We start from the raw sequence: 22,133 nt of genomic DNA on the forward strand, positions 1-22,133 counted from the left end.
CGCCGTGAGCCCACGGCATCCGACAGCTGACGGACAGCCTCCGCTCAGCGGGCGTACACCGAGCGGTAGTTGACCGATGCCAGGCCCAGGAGCCCGCCCCCGGAACCCCGGGGGCGGGCTTCGTCGTACGAAGGAGAGTCCGCTGATGGAGGTGGCGCCCGAGCGATCCACCTGTACGGCTGCGCGGCCGTGGCGGCGACCGGAGAGGACGACGTCGTGCGGGTCCGCCCGGCCGGCGAGCGGGCGGATCTCCGCCCGGAGTTCCCTTCGTGGCTGCGTGGTTTCGTCGCCGAGGAGTGCGGGTAATGACGCTGGTTTGACCCACCACGCCCGGCCCCGTAGCCTTGACCCTCGGCGTGTTTATATACGCGCCCGCCCCTGAGCACCTCACCTCCCGGTTCGCCGGGGGAGGCCCTCTGCATTTCTGCGGGATGGCTGGCTTCAAGGGTTCCGTATCGAGCGAGAGAGAGATCCGCGTGTACGCCATCGTGCGCAGCGGTGGTCGCCAGCACAAGGTTGCTGTCGGCGACATCGTTGAGGTTGACAAGATTTCCACTGCCAAGGTTGGCGACACGGTCGAGCTCTCGACCCTGCTCGTTGTCGACGGCGACGCCGTGACGAGCGACCCGTGGGTCCTTGACGGCATCAAGGTCACCGCCGAGGTCGTGGACCACCACAAGGGTGCCAAGATCGACATCCTTCGGTACAAGAACAAGACCGGTTACCGCCGTCGCCAGGGCCACCGCCAGCAGTACACGGCGATCAAGGTCACCGGCATCCCCACGGCTGCGAAGTAAGGGACTGAGGAGACATGGCACACAAGAAGGGCGCATCGTCCACTCGGAACGGTCGCGACTCCAACGCTCAGCGGCTCGGCGTCAAGCGCTTCGGCGGCCAGACCGTCAACGCCGGTGAGATCCTGGTCCGCCAGCGCGGCACCCACTTCCACCCGGGTGCGGGCGTCGGTCGCGGTGGCGACGACACCCTGTTCGCGCTGCAGGCCGGTGCGGTGCAGTTCGGCACCCACCGTGGCCGCAAGGTCGTGAACATCGTTCCGGCTGCCTGATCACTTAGGCATCTGTAGAGCGATTTCAGCGGAGGCGGACCTCACTTCCCTTTCGGGAAGCGGGTCCGCCTTTCGCGTGTTACAGAATAGACATCCCCGTATCTTCCCCCAGGCCTCCGGCTCGGGGGCCTCAGGAGGCACATCCCATGACCACCTTCGTGGACCGCGTCGAGCTGCACGTCGCCGCGGGTAACGGAGGCCACGGCTGTGCCTCCGTCCACCGTGAGAAGTTCAAGCCGCTCGGCGGCCCGGACGGCGGCAACGGCGGCCGTGGCGGCGATGTCACGCTGGTCGTCGACCAGTCCGTGACGACGCTCCTCGAATACCACCACTCGCCGCACCGCAAGGCCACCAACGGCCAGCCCGGTGCCGGTGACAACCGCTCCGGCAAGGACGGCCAGGACCTGGTCCTGCCCGTGCCCGACGGCACCGTCGTCCTCGACAAGCAGGGCAACGTACTGGCCGACCTCGTCGGCGAGGGCACCACGTACGTCGCGGGCCAGGGCGGCCGCGGCGGCCTCGGCAACGCGGCGCTCGCCTCCGCCCGCCGCAAGGCCCCCGGCTTCGCGCTGCTCGGTGTGCCCGGCGGGTCCGCGGACATTGTCCTGGAGCTCAAGACCGTCGCCGACGTGGCGCTCGTGGGCTACCCGAGCGCCGGCAAGTCCTCGCTGATCTCCGTCCTCTCGGCGGCCAAGCCGAAGATCGCGGACTACCCGTTCACGACGCTCGTCCCCAACCTCGGTGTGGTGACGGCCGGTTCGACCGTCTACACCATCGCCGACGTTCCCGGTCTCATCCCCGGCGCCAGCCAGGGCAAGGGCCTGGGTCTCGAATTCCTGCGGCACGTCGAGCGCTGCTCGGTGCTCGTGCACGTCCTGGACACCGCGACGCTCGAATCCGACCGCGACCCGGTCTCCGACCTCGACATCATCGAGGAGGAGCTCAAGCAGTACGGCGGGCTCGAAGACCGGCCGCGCATCGTCGTCCTCAACAAGATCGACATCCCGGACGGCCAGGACCTCGCGGCCATGATCCGGCCGGAGCTCGAAGAGCGCGGCTATCAGGTCTTCGAGGCCTCCGCCGTCGCCCGTACGGGTCTGAAGGAGCTGTCCTTCGCGCTCGCCGGGATCGTCGCGGAGTCGCGCGCCGCGAAGCCGAAGGAGGAGGCGACGCGGGTCGTCATCCGTCCCAAGGCGGTCGACGACGCGGGCTTCACCGTCACCTACGACGAGGCGAACGAGGTCTACCGGGTGCGCGGCGAGAAGCCGGAGCGCTGGATCCGCCAGACCGACTTCAACAACGACGAGGCCGTGGGTTACCTCGCGGACCGTCTCAACCGGCTCGGCGTCGAGGACGCGCTGATGAAGGTCGGTGCGCGCTCCGGCGACGGCGTGGCCATCGGGCCCGAGGAGAACGCGGTCGTCTTCGACTGGGAGCCGACGATGATGGCCGGTGCGGAGATGCTGGGCCGTCGTGGCGAGGACCACCGCATGGAGGCGCCTCGGCCTGCGGCCCAGCGGCGCCGTGACCGGGAGGCGGAGCGCGACGAAGCGGACCAGGAGTTCAAGGACTTCGGCCCCTTCTAGCCCCGGCCGGCCGCGCGACCCCGCCTGCCGCGGTGCGGGCGGGTTGTCGCGCAGCTCCCCGCGCCCCTAGGTGGGTTGACCTTGGCAGGGTGTCCAGTGGCGGCATCCTCAGCCCGTCCGGCATTTGAGGACGAGCGTCCTCAAGGCGCGAACCGGGGTCTGGGGCGGAGCCCCAGGGGTGGCCCGGGTCCGGGGCGGAGCCCCGGAGGTTGGCCGGGGGCCGGGTGGAGGCCCGGTGGAGTGGGGGTCCCGTAGGATTCCGGGGTGAGTCAGAGCGCTACCTCCCCGAACGCCCCGCAGGGTGTGGGCGTCGTCGTCATCGCCTACAACGACGCCGAGCTGGTGGGCGCCGCCGTGCGCTCGGCACTCGCGCAGGGCCCGGCCGTCAGCGAGGTCGTGGCCGTCGACGACTGCTCCAGCGACGGCACGGCCGCCGTCCTCGACCAGCTGGCCACCACCGAGCCCCGGCTGCGCGTGGTGCGCCGTACCGAGAACAGCGGTGGCTGCGGCACCCCCCGCAACGACGGGATCGCCGCCGCCACCGCCCCGTACGTGATGTTCCTCGACAGCGACGACGTGCTGCCCGACGGCGCCGTCCCCGCGCTGCTGGCCGCCGCCGAGGAGCACGGCACCGAGGTCACCGTAGGCCGGGCCGTGCGCCGTGAGCTGCCTGCCGGCCGCGATGTGCGCTGGCAGCCCGGTCTGTACCGGGAGGCGGCCGTGTACGCGTCGCCCGAGGACGAGCCGCAGCTGCTCCACGACACCCTCTGCGTCAACAAGCTCTACCGCCGCGACTTCCTGATGGGCCGTCAACTACGGTTCCCGGACGGTAAGTTCACCTACGAGGACTTCGTCTTCACGGCCCGGGTGTATGCCGAGGCCCCCCGCGTCGCGGTCGTCCCCGAACTCGTCTACGTCTGGCACGTGCGCCGCGCCGCCGCTCAGGTGTCGATCTCGCTGGCCCGTACGGACGTCGCCAACTGGCGGGCCCGTATCGCCGCCCACAACGAGGCCGTCGAGGCGTTCACGGCCGCCGGCCGCAAAGAGCTCGCGGCGGCCTGCCGCACCAAGTTCGTCGACTACGACCTGTGTCTGTACCTGCGCGAGCTGCGCGTGCGCGACGCCGCCTACCGGGCCGACTGGTGGCGCCTGACCCGCGACCACCTCGCCGGATTCCACCCCGCCGAACTGGCCGCGGCCGCCGCACCCGCCCGCTGGCTCGCCCGGGTGGTGCTCGCCGCCGACGAGCCCCGCGACCTGGACCGGCTCTCCCAGCTCGCCGCCGACCCGGCCCGCCTCGTCCCGCCGTACGCCGGCGCGGACGCCGGCCCCGTATGGGCCGACGACCTCACGGAGGTGGTGCTCGACGGGCTCGACGGACTGCCCGCCGAACGGCTCCCGGTCACCGTCGACGCGACGCTGCTCGCCGGCCGGCGCGGCGTCCTCAAGCTGCGCGTGCACGAGCTGTACGGCCGGCTCGGCGCCGCAGGGGAGCCCACCGGCGCCGACGTGGAGTTCGTGCCGAGGGACGGCGGAGAGAGCGCCCTGACCGTCACGGCGCCGCTGCGGCCCACCGACGGCGGCTGGAGCGGCCAGGTCTCCGTGCCGCTGGCCGGGCTCGCCGCGGCGGGCGGACGCGGCACCCAGATCTGGGACCTGCGGATCCGCCTGCACAGCGCGGCGGGACCCGGCGGCCGCATCGCCCCGCGGGCCCAGGCGTCCGGTCTGCGGCGCACGGCCGTCCCCGGCAGCCGGTACGGTGTTCTGCTGGTGCAGCCGTACCGGACGTCGAGCGGATCGCTCGCGGTGCGGCTCGCTCCCGGAGTGCAGGGGGCCTTCGGGGTGGTCGGCGGGAAGCTGCGCAGACTGGCCCGTACGGCTCGATCGAAGCGACGATGAGGACGTGGACTCGCGTATGACTTTTCTGATCACCGGCGGCGCCGGATACATCGGTTCCCATGTCGTGAGGGCCATGACGTCGGCGGGGGAGAACGTGGTCGTCCTCGACGACCTCTCCACCGGTGACAAGGCCCGGGTGCCGCAGGACGTGCCGCTGGTGGTCGGCTCCGTCCTGGACCGCGAGCTGCTCGACCGCACCTTCGCCGAGCACGCGATCACCGGCGTGGTGCACCTCGCGGGCAAGAAGCAGGTCGCCGAGTCCGTCGAGATCCCGCTGCACTACTACCGCGAGAACGTGTTCGGGCTGACCGTCCTCCTCGAAGCGGTCGCCGCCGCGGGCGTGCGCACCTTCCTGTTCTCCTCCTCCGCCTCCGTGTACGGGATGCCGGACGTCGACCTCGTCACCGAGGACACCCCGTGCCTGCCGATGAGCTCGTACGGCGAGACCAAGCTGGCCGGCGAGTGGCTGGTGCGCGCCGCGGGAAAGGCGCACGGCATCTCCACGGGCTGCCTGCGCTACTTCAACGTGGCCGGCGCCGCCACCCCCGAGCTCGCCGACACCGGCATCTTCAACCTCGTACCCATGGTGTTCGAGAAGCTGGAGGACGGGCAGCCGCCGCGCATCTTCGGTGACGACTACGCGACCCCCGACGGCACCTGTGTGCGCGACTACATCCACGTCGAGGACCTCGCCGACGCCCACCTGGCCGCCGCCCGCAAGCTCGCCGAGTCCGCGGAAGGCGGCGCGTACGGCGACCTGACCGTCAACATCGGCCGCGGCGAAGGTGTGTCGGTGCGCGAGATGGTCGACCTGATCAACGAGATCAGCGGCCGTGGCATCGCCCCCGAGGTCCACCCGCGCCGCGCCGGCGACCCGGCGCGCGTCGTCGCGTCCGCCGACCGCATCGCCGCCGAACTCGGCTGGAAGGCGCACCACGACGTGCGCGCGATGATCTCCTCGGCGTGGGACGGCTGGCGCCACCACCGCGACGGCTGAGGCCGGCCCGCTCCGTATGCGAAAGGCCCCGCCGGACCGGCGGGGCCTTTCGCATGCTGCGTACCGGACGCTTCGGGGTCAGCGGTCCAGGAACGCGAAGAGGCCCTCCCAGCGCCGGACGATCTCGTCGGTCCGGTAGCGCTGGATGTTCGCGCGGGCCGCGTCGCCGAACCGGTCGCGCAGCTCCTGGTCGGCGAGGAGGGACTCCAGGCGGCGGGCGAAGAGCAGGGTGTCGCCGGGCGGTGCGAGCAGTCCGTCCTCGCCGTCCCGGATGATCTCGCGGATGCCGGGGGCGACGTCGAAGGCCACACAGGGCAGGCCGGTCGCCATGGCCTCCAGGAGGGAGAGCGGGAAGCCCTCACCGCGCGAGGCGAGCGTGAAGACCGCGCCGTCCTTCAAGGCGCCCTCCGGGTCGTCGGTACGGCCCATCCACTCCACCGAGCCGTCCAGACCCAGCTCGGTGCACTGGCGGCGCAGTGCCTCCTCGTCGGAGCCCGAACCGTAGATCCGCAGCGTCCAGCCCGGGTTCAGCGGGGCCACGCCCGACCAGGCGTCCAGGAGCAGGTCGGTGCCCTTCTCCTCGTGCAGCCGGCCGATGCTCACCACGTGCTTGGAGGTGCGGGGCGACGGCGTCTCGGGGAAGAACGGCAGCGGGTTGGGCATGAAGTCGACGTTGTCGAGCCGCTGTTGGGCCCATAGATCGGCGTCCTCGCGGGTCAGCGCGAGCAGCCGGTCGACGTCCTTGTAGAAGCGCTTGACGCGCCCGAACCGGGAGGACCTGCGGCACGTCTCGAACGACTCGTGCGTCATGCCGATGACGGTGACCGAGGAGGTGTCGGCGAGTGCCACCCACTCCATCGCCCACACCTGCGTGACGATGACGACCGCGCCGGGCCGCGCCGTGCGGAACATCCGGGTGAGCTTGGCGGCCTGCTCGTGCATGCCGGCGGTGCGGGCCGCGCGACGGCGGCGGTCGGCCAGGTTCAGCCTGCCCTTGATGCCGCGCGGGCCGGGCACCGACGGCGGATGGGCGTCGTACAGCGTGGTCGTGCCGTACGGCAGGTCCGCGGCCGGCTCGACGGGGTGGCTCGGCGGGGTGATGCCGACCATGTGCACCAGGTGGCCGCGGGCCGCGAACAGCCGGGCCATCTGGTGCGACCAGGTCGCCACGCCACCGAGCTCGTTGACCGCGTTGGAGACGAAGAAGATGTCACGGCCGCCGTCCTTGGCGGTCTGCTCGGTCACTTGCCGCTCCCGGAGGTGAAGAACTTGGCGACGATTGTCTCGGCGGCGGTGCCCCGGTCGTACTCGCCGAACTCGGCGGCGAAACGCTCCCGTGTCCCGGTGTGGTCGGTGTCCGCCGACTTGAGCTCCTCCACGGCCGCGAACAGCGCGGCCTCGGTGTCCACCATCGGCCCCGGCGCCTTTTCGCGCAGGTCGAAGTAGGTGCCCCGGGCTTCGCCCGCGTACTCCTCGTAGTCGTACGTGAAGAAGATCATCGGGCGGTCGAGGAGCGTGTAGTCGAACATCAGCGACGAGTAGTCGGTGATCAGCGCGTCGGACAGGACGAGCAGCGGTGAGATGTCGTACCCGCTGGAGACGTCGATGACCCGGTCGCGCACCGACGGCGGCAGCACGACCTGGTTGAGGTAGTGCGAGCGGATCAGCAGCGTGTACTCGTGGCCGAAGCGCTCCGCGAACGCCTCGACGTCGAAGGGCAGCTCGAAGCGGCGCACGGCGCCCTTCGGCGTGGTGCGGAACGTCGGCGCGTACAGAAGGACCCTTTTGGCCGGGTCGATCCTCAACTCGGCGGCGAGCGGGCCGCGCTCGCGCGCACCGCTCTCGCGCTCCTGCTCGCGCGCCTTGACGAGGGCGTCGTTGCGCGGGTAGCCGACGCGCAGCAGCCGCTCGTCTCGCAGCCGGAAGGCCCGGGCCAGGGTGCGCACATCGTGCTCGGAGCGGACCAGGAAGTGGTCGAAGCGGTCCAGGGCCTGCTGAAGGCGCTCACGGTCGGGACGGGCGAGCACCTTCATCTGCGGCAGGTCGAAGCCCATCCGCTTCAGGGCGCTGCCGTGCCAGGTCTGGATGTACGTCGTGCCGGACCGCTTGGTGAGCGTCTTGGGGAAACCCTGGTTGTCGATCCAGAACTCGGCCTGGGCCAGCGCCCGCAGATAGGGGTAGCTCCAGCGTCTGACCAAGGTGGCGTCCTTGGGGAAGCCGGCGGGCTTCGCGCCCTCGTAGGCCCACACGGCCTCGAAGTCGACGCCCTGGCGGCGCATCTCGTCGTAGATCGCCTTCGGGCTGTCGCTGAACTGCTTGCCCATGTGGCTCTCGAAGACCACCAGACCCTTGCGGATCGGCAGCTTGGCGAACACCTCGTGGTAGACGCGGACCTTGGTCTCGCCCGAGCCGAGGTCCTTCTTCACCCGGCGGGCCGTGCGCAGGCTCTTCTTGGCGACCCCGGCGGCCCTGCTCCGCACGGCCCCCTCGATCAGGCGCTGGGTGCGCACGGTCGCGGCACCCGAGGCGGTCAGGACGTAGGACAGATTGCCCTTCTTGGAGATCGCCGGCTCGATGCGGTCGGAGACCAGACGGGTCAGCCGGGGCCGGACGCGCAGCGCGTGACCGGCGTTGACGTCGATCCCGCCGGCCGAGACCCGGGTGGAGATCGTCTCGCCGTCGATCTCCAGGTTCATCCGGACGTCCCACACGACGTCGATGATGCCGAGCGGGCGCAGCTTGCGGCCGAGGTCGGCCTCCGCCTCCCACTCCAGCGTGCTGCCCGCGTGGGTCAGCTTCGTCACCGGGAAGCGGAACGACTGCAGGCTGGTGCGGCGGGCCCGGAACTCCAGGGTGCCCCGCAGCCTCGCGCCGGGCTTGATGCGGCCCAGCGGGTTGACCACCGAGCCGCTGAGCCACACCTTGTCGCGGCCGTCGTCGGTGTAGGAGGAGAGGCGGTTGCCGAGGGAGAGCTTGTTCAGCGGACGGATGTGGTGGCCCGCGTCGGTGACGTCGAGGATGCGCGCGCCGTCCGGGTCGTCCAGGTGTTCGGCGCACCAGTAGACGCGGCCGTCCCGCTCCACCAGGGGCACGGTCAGCTTCCCCGGCGTGATGAGGGCGTCGGCCGCCGGCAGCAGGTTCTTCCAGTCCTCCTTGCCCAGGAGGTAGGCGCAGATCGCCTGGATGGGCTGGACCTCCGCCGACGCGAGCGGGGAGATCGTCGCGAGATAGCTGTTGGCCAGCTCGGCGAACTCGTGCCGGTACTGGGTGTCCAGGAGCGGAAGATCGCGCAGATGGAGTACGAGGTCGTGCTTGAGGAACTTGACGTCCTTGCGGAACTTGAGGTCCTCGTAGCCCTTCTCCTCCAGCAGCTCGTCGATACGCCGGTGGATCTCCATGCGGTGCACGAAGTTGGCGATCTCGTGGCGCCGGTTGCTGATCGACTTCTCCGTCGAGTTCTCCACGACGTTCCACGAGTACACGCGGTTGGGGATCAGGGCGATCCGCCGGGCCGCGACATAGGCCTGCGCGGAGAACAGCAGGTCCTCGTAGTGAATGCCCACAGCGAACGACAGGTTCTGTTCGAGCAGGAACTCGCGCCGGTAGCACTTGTTGGTGGAGAGGGTGTCGAAGACCAGCAGGTCGGGCAGCTCGGTGATCGACTCCAGAGTGCGGCTCGTCGCGTACAGCCACGGGTACCAATCGACGGTCTTGCCGTGCCGGCTGTCCACGAAGACCCGCACGCACAGGCCCGAGACGAGGTCCGCGCCGGTGCGCTCCGCCGCGCCGACCATGTTGCGGCAGGCGTTCTCCTCCAGGACGTCGTCGCTGTCGAGGAATATGACGTACGTGCCAAGAGCCTGGGAGATGCCGTAGTTGCGGGGCGCGCCGCAGCCGCCGCTGTTCTCCGGCAGCTGGAACGCTCGCACCCGCCCCGGGTTGGCGGCCTGGAGCTCCTGGGCGACCTCGTAGGAGCGGTCCTTGCTGCGGTCGTCGACGATCAGGACTTCGACGCTCTTGTACGTCTGGTCCAGGGCAGACTGGACGGCCGTCGGCAGTCGATCGGCATCGTTGTAGACGATGACGATCACGGAGACGTCAGGCATTGGCACCTCAACCTTTTTGTGCTAATGGCATGCGGTTCAACGCTACCCGGTATCCATCCCCCCTCCCGGCAGCCCGCCCGGGGCGGGCCCGACCCGTGGCCGGGACGGACGCATCGGTCGCCCCGACGCTTCGTTACTCAACCGTGAAAGAAGAACGGGCAACCAACGGGGTCCATGAGCCATCTCCCGAACTGGTGGTGGCAGCAGCGCACGCCCGTCGAGAACGTCATACTTCTCCCTGGACCCTGTCCATGGCCATCAAGCCGGTCATCGCGGGCGAAGCGGACACAGAACGAGTGAACGAGAAGGCACGGTGCTGAAGACCTCCCCCGTGGACCAGGCCGCGACGACCGAACGGACCAGTCGGCCCCGCCCGAGGCTCCCCGGAGCGCAGACGGCTGCCGCGACCCTGTCGGCCGTGATCTCCATGGGCGCCTACTGCCTGGCGATGGCCGTCCACGGCACTTACCCCTTCGGGTCGCGCTCACGCGCCGTCAACGACCTGGGCAACCAGTTCGTGCCCTTCCACGCGCACCTGTGGGACCTCCTGCGCGGGGACACCTCCGGAGACCTGTTCTTCAACTGGAGCAGCGGCTTCGGCGTCCCCTTCCTCGGGGACTTCTTCACCTATCTGATGAACCCCTTCTCCTGGCTCGTGGCCCTCTTCCCGCGCGACCAGGTCGAGATACCGGTCTTCCTGGTCACCCTGCTCAGCGCCGGCCTCGCCGCGTTCCTCATGACCATCCTGCTGGGCCGCCTGCGCCCGGGCTCGCCCTGGCTGCGCGGACTGCTCTCGGTCGGCTACGCCGTCAGCGCGTGGATGATCTCCGACGGCTTCTCCGACCCCATGTGGATGTGGGGGATGGCCGCCTTCCCGCTCCTCGGCATCGCATCCGACTGGTGTCTGCGCGGCCGCCACTGGATCCTCGGCACCCTCCTCGTCTTCGCCTCCTGGGCCGGCAACTTCTACATCGCGGCCATGGCCACCATCGGCATGGGCCTGGTCTTCGCCGTCCGTCTGCTCCTCGACGACGCGCCCGCACGACAGCGTCTGTACGCCCTGCTGCGCGCCGGCGCGATGACCGCGACCGGCATCCTCCTCGCCGCCCCCGTCCTCACCGTCGGCCTCAAGGCCAGCAAGCTCTCGCAGCCCGCGCCCGACGCCACCTATGAGGGGCCGCCCGGATACGCCGACTATCTGGCGCACCTGCTGCCCGGCGGCCTGCACGCCCCCGCCCCGCAGGTCTCCGTCGGCATCCTGCCGCTGCTGCTCGTCTTCACCCTTCCCTTCGTACGCAGGGTGCCGGGCAAGGAGCGGATCGCCTGGTGCGTCCTGCTCGTCCTGGTCGCGCTCTCCTACATCTGGACGCCGACGATCCTGCTCTGGCACGGCCTCGCCATGCCGAACGGCAGCCCCTACCGCGCCTCCATCGCGCTGACCGCGATGCTCGTGATCGTCGCCTGGATGGCGCTGGCCCGCCGCCCGCGCCCCAAGGAGCTCCTGTACGGAGCCCTGGTCACCGCGGTCGTGGTGGCGCTCGGCGCCCGCAGCATCTACATGGTGCGCGCGGCCTGGCTGCTCACCATCGGCGGCGGGGTGCTCGTCCTGGCGCTGCTCGTGCTCCTGTACCGCCACCGCGGCGACCGCAGGACCCGCATCGCCCTGACCGGCGTCCTCGCCTGCACCGTGTTCCTGTCCACCGCTTACACCGTCTTCTCGGTCACCGCGATCCGCGACAGCAGCGCCTGGTGGGCGCCGAAGCGGACCCTGGACGCCCACGCGCTCGCCGCCCGCGCCGCGGTCGGGGCCCACGACGACTGGCCCGCCACGCGCAGCGACCCCGGCCCGCACGAGTTCGCCAACAACGACCCGATGCTGCTCGGCGGCGAGGGCGGCTCGTACTACAGCAGTTACGTCCCGGCGAAGACCGCCGAGGCGTTGCAGTCCCTCGGCGCCGGCTGGTACATCCAGGGCCGGCACACGCTGAGCTTCACCGACCCCGTCGGCCGCGCGATCATGGGCATCGGCAGCTATCTGGACTGGGCCAAGAACCCCGACGGGTTCGTCCAGCGCTCCGTGGCCGCGCCGCCCGTGGTCACCCTGCGGCCGGGCGGCGCAACCGACGCCGGCGCCCACGACACCTCCGTCTTCGCCCGCCAGGAGCGGGTGCTCGGGGCCACCGTCTACGACGTGCCCGCCCTCGTTCCCACCGGCGGCCCGGTGGCCACCGCCCGCCCCGGCGGCGAGCTGCATCTGCCCGGTAACCTCACGGGCGGCAAGTGGACGTCTTTCAACGTCAGTTGCACTCCGGGCAGTCAGGCCTACTGGTACGCGCCCTGGTACGCGGGCAGCGTCCAGGCGTTCGGCGTGACCCAGGGCCAGCACGGCCGCGCCACCATGACCAGCAACACCATGCTCCCGCTCGGCACCGTCCCGGCCTCGGGCAAGTTCACCCTCGCGCTGGGCACGCACAAGGCGCAGGACATCCCGATGTTCCCCGTCGGGTGCCTGAACCCTGCGAAGCTCAAGGCCGCCGTCCAGGAGCTCAAGGCCACGGCCCCCGTGAAGGTGACGGCGGGCGGACACTCGATCGCCGCCACCTTCCGCAAGGGCACCACCGGCACCGCCGTCATCGCCACGCCCGCCGTCACCGGTTGGCAGTGCTCGGTCGACGGCGGCGCCGCACGGGCCCCCGGTACGCTGGGCGGGCTGATGGCCGTGAATCTCGGCACCGGCGGCTCCCACGTCTCGTGTTCGTTCCAGACCCCCGGGCTCAAGCCCGGACTCCTGGCGAGCGGCCTTGCTCTGCTGGTGCTGCTCGCCGTGGGGGTCGGCGGCGTCATCCGCACCCGGTCGTCCCGTACCTCCCTGCTCTCTTCTTCCCACGGAAAGCGCTGATGATGAAGCTGTCGGTCGTTGTCCCCTGCTACAACGAAGACGCGGTCATTGACCAGTTCGACGCCAAGACCCGCAGCGTGCTCGACACCCTCGGGGTGGAGTATGAGATCTGCTACGTCGACGACGGCAGCCGCGACAAGACGCTCCTCCACCTGCGGGACCTGGCCGAAAAGCACCCCGACGCCACCCGTTACGTCTCCTTCAGCCGCAACTTCGGCAAGGAGGCCGGCATGCTCGCCGGCCTGCGCGAGGCCACCGGCGACGCCGTGGTCATCATGGACGCCGACCTCCAGCACCCGCCGGAGCTGATCGGGCGGATGATCGACCTCTACCAGCTCGGCCACGACCAGATCATCGCCCGCCGCACCCGCGAGGGCGACAAGAAGGTCCGCTCCGCGCTGAGCAGCATCTACTACCGCGCGGTCAACAGGTGGGTCGACGTCGAACTCACCGACGGCGTGGGTGACTTCCGCATGCTGTCGCGTCCCGCCGTGGACGCGCTGCTCTCGCTGGGCGAGTACAACCGCTTCTCCAAGGGCCTGTTCTCCTGGATCGGCTTCGACACCGTCACCTTCGACTACCAGAACGCCCAGCGCGAGGCCGGCGAGACCAAGTGGAAGTTCGGCTCGCTGCTGAACTACGGCATGGACGGCCTGATCTCCTTCAACAACCGGCCGCTGCGCCTCGCGATCTGGCTGGGCGTCCTCCTCGCCGGCGTCGGCGCGGCCTACGCCCTGTGGATCACCGTCGCCGCCATCGCCTACGGCGTGAGCACCCCGGGTTACGTCACCCTCGTCGCGATCATCGTGGGCCTCGGCGGCGTGCAGATGATGATGCTGGGCCTGATCGGCGAGTACATCGGCCGCATCTACTACGAGACCAAGCGCCGGCCGCACTTCCTGGTCAAGGAGGCGCACGGCTTCCCGGGCAAGCCCGAGGGCGTCCAGCACCGCGCCCCGCTGCGCGACGAGCAGACGCACAAGGTGGTCTGATGCCCAGTCAGCTCGGTCAGCTGATCCGCTTCGGCTTCGTCGGCGGCGTCAACACCTGTACCTTCTACGCCTTTTACTGGCCGCTGCTCCACCTGGCGCACCTGCCGTACTTCGTCGCGTACACCATCGCCTTCCTGCTGAGCATGGTCGGTTCGTTCTTCCTGAACACGTACTTCACCTACCGCACCAAGCCGAGCTGGAAGAAGTTCCTGCTCTTCCCGCTCACCAACGTCACCAACTTCGTGGTGCAGAGCGCCGGGCTCTTCGCGCTGGTGCACTGGGTGGGCATGAACAAGACGATCGCCCCGCTGGTCGCCGCGGTCGTCGCGATCCCGTTCACTTATGTGCTGTCCCGTCGGATTCTGGTGCCCCGCGACCCGGAGAGCGACGAGGCCGCGGCGGCGGAACCGAAGATCCCGGTGAAGTAGCGGGCGTACGGCATCAGACATACGAGGAGGGGCGGACACCGGTGGTGTCCGCCCCTTTCCCTTTCCGCGCGTGCGTGGCCCGTACGCGGTGCGTGGCCCGTAACGCGGTGCCCTGCACGCGGTGTGGGGGCCCTGACGCGATGCCCGGTCTATACGCGGCTGCCCGCGCTCTCCCGCACCGCCGCGCTCCACTCGCCGAACCCGGCGCCCGGCCTGCTCTGGCGGGCGGCGTACAGCTGGCCGTCCGTGCCGAGCACCACGAGCACACCCCGGCCCGCCGCGTCCTGCGTCACGCCCGGTATCCCCACGAACTGCATGCCCGGGGCCTCCCAGCCGTCCGGCTTCGCCGAATCGTGCGAGGAGGGGACCACCCGCCCCTGGTCGTCCCTGGCCGCCAGGACCATGGGGGTGCCGGTCCCGGTGAGCCGGGTGACCGCGACCCGCCCGTAGCCGCCCACCGGTGCCCGCCGCCCCACCTTCCACGGCCCGTCCGGACCGGCCAGGGAGGCGACGGCCACCTGCGCGGTGCCGGCCTGGCGGTAGACCGCGCAGACCCCGTCCTTGCCGTCCGCGGCCAGACTCACCGCGCTGCCCGACGGCGTCAGACCCGTCGGCTCCGTCAGCACGGGCACATCACCGGGGGCCGGGGACATCCAGTGCAGCACCGTTTTGGCGATGGGAGCCGCCACATGGAGGCGGCCCGAACGGTCCACCAGCGCGTCGATCCCCTCCACCACCAGCGGGTGCAGCGGCGGCTTGCCCTCCGGATGGTCCAGGAGCCGCCACGGGCTCCACGCCTTGCCGCCGCGGCCGCTGCGCAGCGCGACATCGCCCGCCCAGTTCCGCGCCACGACGTGCACCGTGCCGTCCGGGCCGACGGCGGTCGCCGGGAAGCCCGTCTCCAGCGTCTTCTCGGCGGCCGTGTCCGGGGCACCGAGCGAGCTCCACGCGCCGAACGTGGGCACCCCGTCGGCGCCGACACCGCTCTGCGCGACGCAGACCAGCTCCTTGTGGTGCTTCTGCCCGTGGAAGGGCAGCACCGTACGCACCGCGAACAGCTGAAGCGTTCCGTCCGGATGGCGTGCGACCTCCACCTGGGGATCGAGCGGCCCGCCCGCGCTGCCCACCGCGTCGAACGGCCCCACCCAGGGGCCCTTGCCCGCCGCCTGCTCGACCCAGCAGCGCACCGCGCCGTTGAGCACCGTGAACGCCGCGAGCCTGCCGTCCTTCAGCGGCGCGACCCAGCGCGAGGTGCCCGGGGCGCGGGTGCGGGTGCCGCGCGCCCAGCCGGCGCCGCCACCCTTGAGGCCGTTGGGCCCCACCTTGAGGTCGCCGCAGCCCGCCGGGTCGCCGCAGTCGCGGTGGTCGGCCCAGCCGTAGGCGTTGAGGAGCTGGGAGTTGCGCCGGGTGGTCGCCGCGTCCAGGGACGGCGGCGTGTAGTTGGTGGGGTAGCCGACGTAGTTGGAGACGGAGGCGGCGCGGCCCTTGCCGCCGCCCCAGTAACGCTCCATGGCCGCCTGCATGAACTGGGCCGACGACGTGTGGTCCTGATGGTCCAGATAGCTCAAACCGCGCAGTATCGTCGGCGCGCTCATCATGGCTACCGTCTCGCGCGGCGCGTGCATCGGCGTCGGGTCCAGGGTCCGTATCACCGTCGGATTGACCCGCGCGATCGTCGCCGCCAGGGCGTCGATGATCTGGTCGCGTGTGTAGGCGCGCGGCATCCGCACCGTGCTGCCCGTGCCCGGCAGCGTGGGCAACTCCTTGATGGCGCCCAGCCACAGACCCCGCAGGCTGACCGGACGCGGCACGCTCACATAGCGCGCCTCGCACAGCCCCATGTAGATCAGCTGCACATGCGGCGCGGCCTGGAGGTAGTGCAGCTCGGAGCGGAACCCGGGGATCAGCTCCACCGGCTCCACCGTCCACGGGCTGTTGTCGTCACCCGTCGCCATCAGGGCGTTGGCGGCGCGCAGTCCGTTTATCCTGGCCCGCGCGAACCCCGGCCGGTCGGTGCGCATCGTCTTGAACTGCGGGGACTTGCCGGGCGCGTTGCGTCCGTCCGACTCGCCGCTGGTCATGCACACCGTCACCGAAAGGGAGCCACTGCGTATCGACTGCTCCAGATCCGGGTTCATGAAGTAGATGCTGTCGTCGGCGTGGGCGATCACATGCAGATACGCCTGATCGGCCGAGTCGGACGCGGGCTTCCCGGTCGTGGTGCCGGTGGAGGAGGCCGAGTCCCCGGAGCTGCCGCGTGGCGCGAGCCACTGCCATCCGCCGTACGCGAGAGGCGCCGCCACGAGGCCGCCCCCGGCGACCTGCAGCAGACGTCGGCGAGGTGGTGACGACGGCATCGGGCACGCTCCTTGTTGCATCCATGCGCCCCGACATCCCCCGGGAGCCCGCCATGGAGTTGTTCGATCAGTCATCAGAAGGGAGGGGGTAGCGGCGCCGGAGGTTTCACTTCCGACCCGAAATTTGCCTCATCGGCGCAAAGCCGCACGGTAGGGCCGTGTGGGCTTCGCCACCCCACCGGTCCACAGATTCCCCACTTTTCACACTTTTTCGATCTTAATGACTCTCCGTCCGGTCCCGTTGAGGCTGTCCGCCGGTTGGGACTTCCAAGCGCCGCCCCGTCGTCCTGGCATAGATTTCACCGTGTGACAGTGGCAAGGCAGCAGGTGGCACAGGCCCGCCGCATCGTAGTCAAGATCGGGTCGTCCTCACTCACCACCGCGTCCGGCGGGCTCGACGCGGACCGGGTCGACGCCCTCGTCGACGTGCTCGCCAAGGCGCGCGGCGGCGGCGAGAAGGACATCGTCCTCGTCTCGTCCGGCGCCATCGCGGCCGGCCTCGCCCCACTCGGCCTGCGCCGCCGCCCCAAGGACCTCGCCCGCCAACAGGCCGCCGCCAGCGTCGGCCAGGGCCTCCTCGTCGCCCGTTACACGGCCTCCTTCGCCCGCTACGGCGTACGCGTCGGGCAGGTCCTACTCACCACCGACGACACCAGCCGCCGCGCGCACTACCGCAACGCCTACCGCACCCTCGACCAGCTCCTGGCCATGGGCGCGCTCCCCGTCGTCAACGAGAACGACACGGTCGCCACCGACGAGATCCGCTTCGGCGACAACGACCGCCTCGCCGCCCTCGTCGCCCATCTGGTCCGCGCCGACCTGCTCGTCCTCCTCTCCGACGTCGACGGCCTCTACGACGGCGACCCGTCGAAGCCCGGCACCTCGCGCATAGACGAAGTGCACGGACCCGAGGACATCGCCCACGTCCAGATCGGCAGCGCGGGCAAGGCGGGTGTCGGCACCGGCGGCATGGTCACCAAGGTCGAGGCCGCCCGTATCGCCGCCGCCGCGGGCATCCCCGTCGTCCTCACCTCCGCGAGCCAGGCAGCCGACGCGCTGGCCGGGCGCGCCACCGGCACCCTCTTCCACCACACCGGACGCCGCTCGGCCGACCGGCTCCTGTGGCTGGCCCACGCCTCCACCCCGCAGGGCGCCCTCGTCCTCGACGACGGAGCCGTACGGGCCGTCGTCGAGGGCCACAAATCGCTGCTCCCCGCCGGAATCGCCGCCGTCGAGGGCGAGTTCGCCGCCGGCGACCCCGTCGAACTGCGCGACCTCACGGGCCGGGCCGTCGCCCGTGGCCTCGTCACCTTCGACGCCAAGGAGATCCCCCAACTGCTCGGCCGTTCCACCCACGACCTCGCGCGCGAGCTCGGCCCCGGCTACGAGCGCGAAGTCGTACACAGGGACGATCTGGTTGTCCTGCACCCCTGAAACGGCTGAAAGTCCAGCCTCAGGACAGACACCTTCAGGAAAACCGCCCCGCGCCCGGCCTCGGGCTGGTCAACTTTGAAGCGGCGGTACGCACGGACCGGCGATCCGCGCAGTACCGCACCGCATCGCACACAGCAGCACAGGAGGCCGCCGGTGAGACGAGCGCGCCCGGGGGCGGCGCCCCGAGGGACGACGGCTGAGCGGACCCTGACCAGCGTGGGGACGGGGGCCGACGCCGAACGCGGAACAGTGCCCGACGAGCCCGGGGACACCCCCAGGCTGTGGCACATCACGCTCAGCGTCTCGGGAGCCGAGGCGCCGCTGACGGAGGTCCGCCGCGGCCTCGAACAGCTCGCGCACGACCACCCGTTCCTGCTGACCAGCCGTTACGCGGGCGACCACGCCGAGATCCGCTACTGGGAAGAGGCCCGCGACCTGCACGACGCGGCCGCCGTCGCCCTGCGCCTGTGGGGCGAGCACCGCTCCACCGCGAGGCTCCCGGCCTGGGAGATCGTCGGCCTGGAGGTCATCGACCGCGGCACCTACCACCAGCGGCTTGCCGAGGGCTACGGCCCCCCACCGGCCGCCCCGGTCGGCGTCCACCCCTTCTGACCCGGCTTCCACGCTGCACGTGACCCGGTCCTTCGCATTGCCCTGGTTCTGGACAGGGACGGGGACAGGGACAGGGACAGGGACAGTGCCGGGCCCGGTTGCCGCGCCGCCCGGGTCCGGCGCGGCTCTAGCGGCCCGGCCCGGCCCGGCCGCCGCCCCGCCCGGCATGCGCGCCGCCCGGCCCCCTTGGCCCAGCCCTCGTGGCCCGGCCCGGCTGCTGTCCGCCCGCCTAGGCCGACCGCCGCCCTGCCTGGCATCCGCCCGGCCTGGCCGCCGCCCTGCCCGGCATCTGCCCCGCCCGGCATCCGCGCCGCCGGCACCCCCTCCCCGTCTCGGGAAGTGGAACCGGGGCGAAACGCCCGGCCGGCGCGCATTACCCTGCGGACATGGCTTCGCACACCTCGCCCTCCCCGGCCTCCTCGTCCGACACCACGTCCCCGGTCACGCGGACCGCCCGCCGGGCGCGCACCGCGGCCGCCGAGATCGCGCCACTTCCGCGCGCGGTCAAGGACGAGGCGCTGCTCGCCATCGCGGACGCCCTCGAAGCGCGGACCGCCGAGATCGTCGAGGCCAACGCGGCCGACGTCGCCAAGGCCCGCGAGGCCGGCACCAGCGAGACCGTCATCGACCGGCTCACCCTGACGCCCGAGCGGATCGCCGCCATCGCCGGTGACGTACGCGACGTGGCGGCCCTGCCCGATCCCATCGGCGAGGTCGTCCGCGGCTCGACCCTGCCCAACGGCATCGACCTGCGCCAGGTCCGGGTCCCGCTCGGCGTCGTCGGCATCATCTACGAGGCCCGGCCCAACGTGACCGTGGACGCCGCGGCCCTCTGCCTCAAGTCCGGCAACGCGGTCCTGCTGCGCGGCTCGTCCTCCGCGTACGCCTCCAACACCGCGCTCGTCGACGTCGTGCGCGACGCCGTCGACGGCGCGGGCCTGCCCGCCGACGCGGTCCAGCTCGTGCCCGGCGAATCCCGCGACTCCGTAACGGAGTTGATGCGCGCCCGGGGCCTGGTCGACGTCCTCATCCCGCGCGGCGGCGCCTCCCTGATCCGCACCGTGGTCGAGCAGTCCACCGTCCCCGTCATCGAGACCGGCACCGGCAACTGCCACGTCTACGTCGACGCGGCGGCCGACCTCGACATGGCCGTCGAGATCCTGATCAACTCCAAGGCCCAGCGCCCCTCGGTCTGCAACTCCGCCGAGACCCTCCTCGTCCACCGGGACATCGCGGATGCCTTCCTGCCGCGCGCCCTCGACGCGCTCGCCGACGCCGGCGTCACCGTCCACGCCGACGAGCGCGTACAGGCCTACGCGGACGGCTCCAAGGCCACCGTCGTGGCGGCCACGGCCGAGGACTGGGAGACCGAGTACCTCTCGTACGACATCGCCGCCGCCGTCGTCGACTCCCTCGATGCGGCCGTCGCCCACATCCGGCAGTGGACCTCGGGCCACACCGAGGCCATCGTCACCACCTCGCAGGCCGCGGCCCGGCGCTTCACCCAGCTGGTGGACTCCACGACGGTCGCCGTCAACGCCTCGACCCGCTTCACCGACGGCGGCCAGTTCGGATTCGGCGCCGAGATCGGCATCTCGACGCAGAAGCTGCACGCCCGCGGTCCCATGGGGCTGCCCGAGCTGACCTCGACGAAGTACATCGTGACGGGCGACGGCCATGTCCGGTAGGTGACGGCAACTCGCCCCTGTGACGGCCGAGTTCGGCCACCGTCTGCCCAAAGCGACCGGGCGGGGCTACCCTGAACGGGTGCCGGACGACGCAGGGGGCGGGCCGTTCCCGGACGGCTGGGAGCCCGACGACGACCGCGGGGGCGCGGACGATGAGTTCGCCTCCGTGGTGTTCGACGAGGACTTCGTGCGCGCCGCCGCCATCCACGAACCCACGGCCGTCGAGCGTCTGCTCGCCGCGGCGCAGGCCCGCGCCGACGCGGAGGCGGCCCGCGCCCGGGCCGGCGGCGGAGCCCCCGACGACGATCCCTACGACGACGGCTACGGCGCCTACCGCCCCGGCCGTGACGCGGACGACCTCGGCGGCCCCGGCCTTTCCGGCGGCGCCGAAGCTGGCCCCTACGGCCGTTTCGGCGGCGTCCTGCGCCCGTACCGCGGCAGCGCCCGCTGGCACCGGCCCATCGCCTGGCTGATGGCCGTGATCATGGGGATCGGCATGGTCGCCCTCGCCTTCTCCGCCGTCTACCGTGGCGCTTCCTCCGACCATGAGGACAAGGCCCCGCCGCCGGCCACCAGCAACGTGGACAACCCCACCAACGCAGCGGGACCCGGCACCGCCGTGGCCCCGGGCACCTCCGCGACGCCGCTCCCCGGCAGCGCCCCCGTCCCCGGCGCCGGCGGTCTGCCCCTGCCGCCCGCGGCCGCCGCGCCCGCCTCGGCCGCCGCCCCGGCCCCGGCGGCTTCCGGCGCACCGCCCGCCCCCTGAGCAGCATCTGAACCATCGCGCCTGAACTCGTCGGAACTTGTCGCGCACCAGCGCGTTTACCTTCCCCCCGGCAGACCTACCCTGAAGGTATGGCAGGGCGTGGAGTGCCACCCGAGGGGATACCTGAGGGCCTCCCCGGCGGAGGTGACGACGAGTATCGGTCCGTCGTCTTCGACGAATCGTTCGTCCGTGCTGCCCGCCTCCAGGAACTCTCCGCCCAGGAGCGCATGCGCGATCACGCGCAGGCCGTACGCTCCCGGCCCGGCTGGTCGCTCAGAGCATCCTCCAAACCCGCCATCGCCCTGGTGCTGCTACTCCTGATCGCCTTCAGCACCGCCATCTACATGGGCGTACGCCACCCCTACGTGCCCCCCGCCACCAGCCATCCCGACGCGACACGGCTGACCGTGGTGCCGCTCGCGCCGCAGGGCCCGGTGCCCGGGGGCGACGCCGAGCAGCTCTTCGCCCACAGCCCGGCCGCCGCCTACACCACCGGCGGCGCCGGAATCAGCCTTCCCCCGGCCACCAAGACCGCCCACTTCTCCGAGGCGCAGGTCATGGACGCCCTCGCCATCGCCAAGGACTACTTGATCAAGTCCTCCCTCGACCCCGCCGTCCTGGCCGGCGGCACGGTCCGCCAGATCCGGGTACTGCTCGACCCCGATCTGATGGGCCAGTTCGACCAGAGCATGGCCGCCCCGGCCGACGACGGCAGGCACGCGGCGACCGGCTGGCTGGTGCGCTTCGACCCCGCCAAGGTGGCCCTGGCCGACCCCCACATCCGCGTCCAGGGCGCGATGACGTACTCGGAGGTCGGCTCCGACGCGCTCGACGTCAGCACCGACTACGTCTTCGTGTACGCCCTGCGCCCGGCCGGCGACGGGCCGCACGCGAAGGACGCCTCCCTGTTCATGGTCCGCCGCGAGGTCCACTTCCGGCTCGACAGCGAGGATCTGCGACTGGACCGCGCGGAGGTGCAGGCCAGCGTCGTGGAGGCCGGGCCGCAGGCGTGCTCGGCCGATGTGGCCGGGCAGCTGCGGCCGCTCCTCGCGGGGGAGCGGGCGAGCGCACAGGGCCCGGTGGCCACCGACCCCTACGCGACCGGCCCCGCCCCCGAGGGCCTCTGCGCCACCCTGGCCACCGGAGCCCAGCCCTCATCACCGGCCGGCTGACTCCGCCTCGACGGCTGCCTCCGGCTCGACGGCTGACTCCGCTTCGGCGGCTGCCTCCGGCTCGACGGCTGCCTCCGCTTCGGCGGCTGCCTCCGGCTCGACGGCTGCCTCCGGCGCCCCGCTCGGCTTCC

General features: G+C 71.3%; 16 protein-coding genes. 13 read left to right on the forward strand and 3 right to left on the reverse strand.

All coding sequences use genetic code 11. The annotated features are described in order from the left end of the window. Positions 1-476 precede the first annotated feature (476 nt). From rplU to galE, 5 genes are all read left to right on the forward strand, one after another. On the forward strand, positions 477-797 hold the full coding sequence (rplU, locus tag AB0D31_RS07690) for a 50S ribosomal protein L21 (protein ID WP_018846647.1): 321 nt from the start codon (positions 477-479) through the stop codon (positions 795-797). A gap of 14 nt (positions 798-811) precedes the next feature. Continuing rightward, positions 812-1,066, forward strand: coding sequence for a 50S ribosomal protein L27 (gene rpmA, locus AB0D31_RS07695; RefSeq protein WP_267053230.1), 255 nt, complete (start codon positions 812-814; stop codon positions 1,064-1,066). A gap of 146 nt (positions 1,067-1,212) precedes the next feature. Further along, the gene (obgE, locus tag AB0D31_RS07700; protein ID WP_362718452.1) at positions 1,213-2,652 is read left to right on the forward strand and encodes a GTPase ObgE; all 1,440 of its coding nucleotides are present in this window, start codon (positions 1,213-1,215) and stop codon (positions 2,650-2,652) included. A 264-nt stretch (positions 2,653-2,916) separates the two neighbouring features. Further along, positions 2,917-4,551 (forward strand): glycosyltransferase family 2 protein, encoded by a 1,635-nt coding sequence (locus AB0D31_RS07705; RefSeq protein ID WP_362718455.1) that lies wholly within the window; start codon positions 2,917-2,919, stop codon positions 4,549-4,551. A gap of 16 nt (positions 4,552-4,567) precedes the next feature. After that, positions 4,568-5,548, forward strand: a complete 981-nt coding sequence (gene galE / locus AB0D31_RS07710; protein ID WP_362718458.1) for a UDP-glucose 4-epimerase GalE — start codon at positions 4,568-4,570, stop codon at positions 5,546-5,548. Between the two features lie 78 nt (positions 5,549-5,626). On the opposite strand, the gene AB0D31_RS07715 is transcribed toward galE, so the two are convergent. Beyond that, positions 5,627-6,793, reverse strand: coding sequence for a glycosyltransferase (locus AB0D31_RS07715; protein WP_362718461.1), 1,167 nt, complete (start codon positions 6,791-6,793; stop codon positions 5,627-5,629). Beyond that, positions 6,790-9,654 carry a CDP-glycerol glycerophosphotransferase family protein gene (locus AB0D31_RS07720; protein WP_362718464.1) on the reverse strand — a complete coding sequence of 955 codons (2,865 nt, stop codon included), beginning with the start codon at positions 9,652-9,654 and terminating at the stop codon, positions 6,790-6,792. The genes AB0D31_RS07715 and AB0D31_RS07720 overlap by 4 nt, the downstream gene beginning before the upstream one ends. A gap of 313 nt (positions 9,655-9,967) precedes the next feature. Here AB0D31_RS07720 and AB0D31_RS07725 point away from each other — a divergent pair, with 313 nt between their 5' ends. The 3 genes from AB0D31_RS07725 to AB0D31_RS07735 are packed head-to-tail and all read left to right on the forward strand — an operon-like array spanning position 9,968 to position 13,973. Next, entirely contained in the window at positions 9,968-12,553 is a 2,586-nt protein-coding gene (locus AB0D31_RS07725; RefSeq protein WP_362718467.1) for a YfhO family protein, read from the forward strand. A 2-nt stretch (positions 12,554-12,555) separates the two neighbouring features. Beyond that, complete coding sequence (locus AB0D31_RS07730; RefSeq protein WP_362718562.1) at positions 12,556-13,545, forward strand: glycosyltransferase family 2 protein; 990 nt, start codon at positions 12,556-12,558, stop codon at positions 13,543-13,545. After that, entirely contained in the window at positions 13,545-13,973 is a 429-nt protein-coding gene (locus AB0D31_RS07735; RefSeq protein WP_362718469.1) for a GtrA family protein, read from the forward strand. The genes AB0D31_RS07730 and AB0D31_RS07735 overlap by 1 nt, the downstream gene beginning before the upstream one ends. Positions 13,974-14,122: 149 nt before the next feature. Here the strand turns inward: AB0D31_RS07735 and AB0D31_RS07740 are convergent, their stop codons facing one another. Next, positions 14,123-16,330 carry a PIG-L family deacetylase gene (locus AB0D31_RS07740; protein ID WP_362718472.1) on the reverse strand — a complete coding sequence of 736 codons (2,208 nt, stop codon included), beginning with the start codon at positions 16,328-16,330 and terminating at the stop codon, positions 14,123-14,125. A gap of 306 nt (positions 16,331-16,636) precedes the next feature. Between AB0D31_RS07740 and proB the strand changes: the two genes are divergently transcribed. The 5 genes from proB to AB0D31_RS07765 all read left to right on the forward strand — a co-directional run bounded on the left by proB (position 16,637) and on the right by AB0D31_RS07765 (position 22,002). Next, positions 16,637-17,764, forward strand: a complete 1,128-nt coding sequence (gene proB / locus AB0D31_RS07745; RefSeq protein WP_362718475.1) for a glutamate 5-kinase — start codon at positions 16,637-16,639, stop codon at positions 17,762-17,764. A gap of 153 nt (positions 17,765-17,917) precedes the next feature. After that, positions 17,918-18,376, forward strand: a complete 459-nt coding sequence (locus AB0D31_RS07750) for a hypothetical protein (protein WP_362718478.1) — start codon at positions 17,918-17,920, stop codon at positions 18,374-18,376. Positions 18,377-18,762: 386 nt separating this feature from the next. Then, a complete protein-coding gene (locus tag AB0D31_RS07755) occupies positions 18,763-20,064 on the forward strand; it encodes a glutamate-5-semialdehyde dehydrogenase (RefSeq protein WP_362718481.1) in 1,302 nt (433 codons plus the stop codon). A 79-nt stretch (positions 20,065-20,143) separates the two neighbouring features. Beyond that, the gene (locus tag AB0D31_RS07760; protein ID WP_362718484.1) at positions 20,144-20,830 is read left to right on the forward strand and encodes a hypothetical protein; all 687 of its coding nucleotides are present in this window, start codon (positions 20,144-20,146) and stop codon (positions 20,828-20,830) included. 89 nt (positions 20,831-20,919) lie between these two features. After that, on the forward strand, positions 20,920-22,002 hold the full coding sequence (locus AB0D31_RS07765) for a hypothetical protein (RefSeq protein ID WP_362718487.1): 1,083 nt from the start codon (positions 20,920-20,922) through the stop codon (positions 22,000-22,002). Positions 22,003-22,133: the final 131 nt, after the last annotated feature.

Source organism: Streptomyces sp. NPDC048361 (genome assembly GCF_040651795.1).
Classification (GTDB): Bacteria; Actinomycetota; Actinomycetes; order Streptomycetales; family Streptomycetaceae; genus Streptomyces.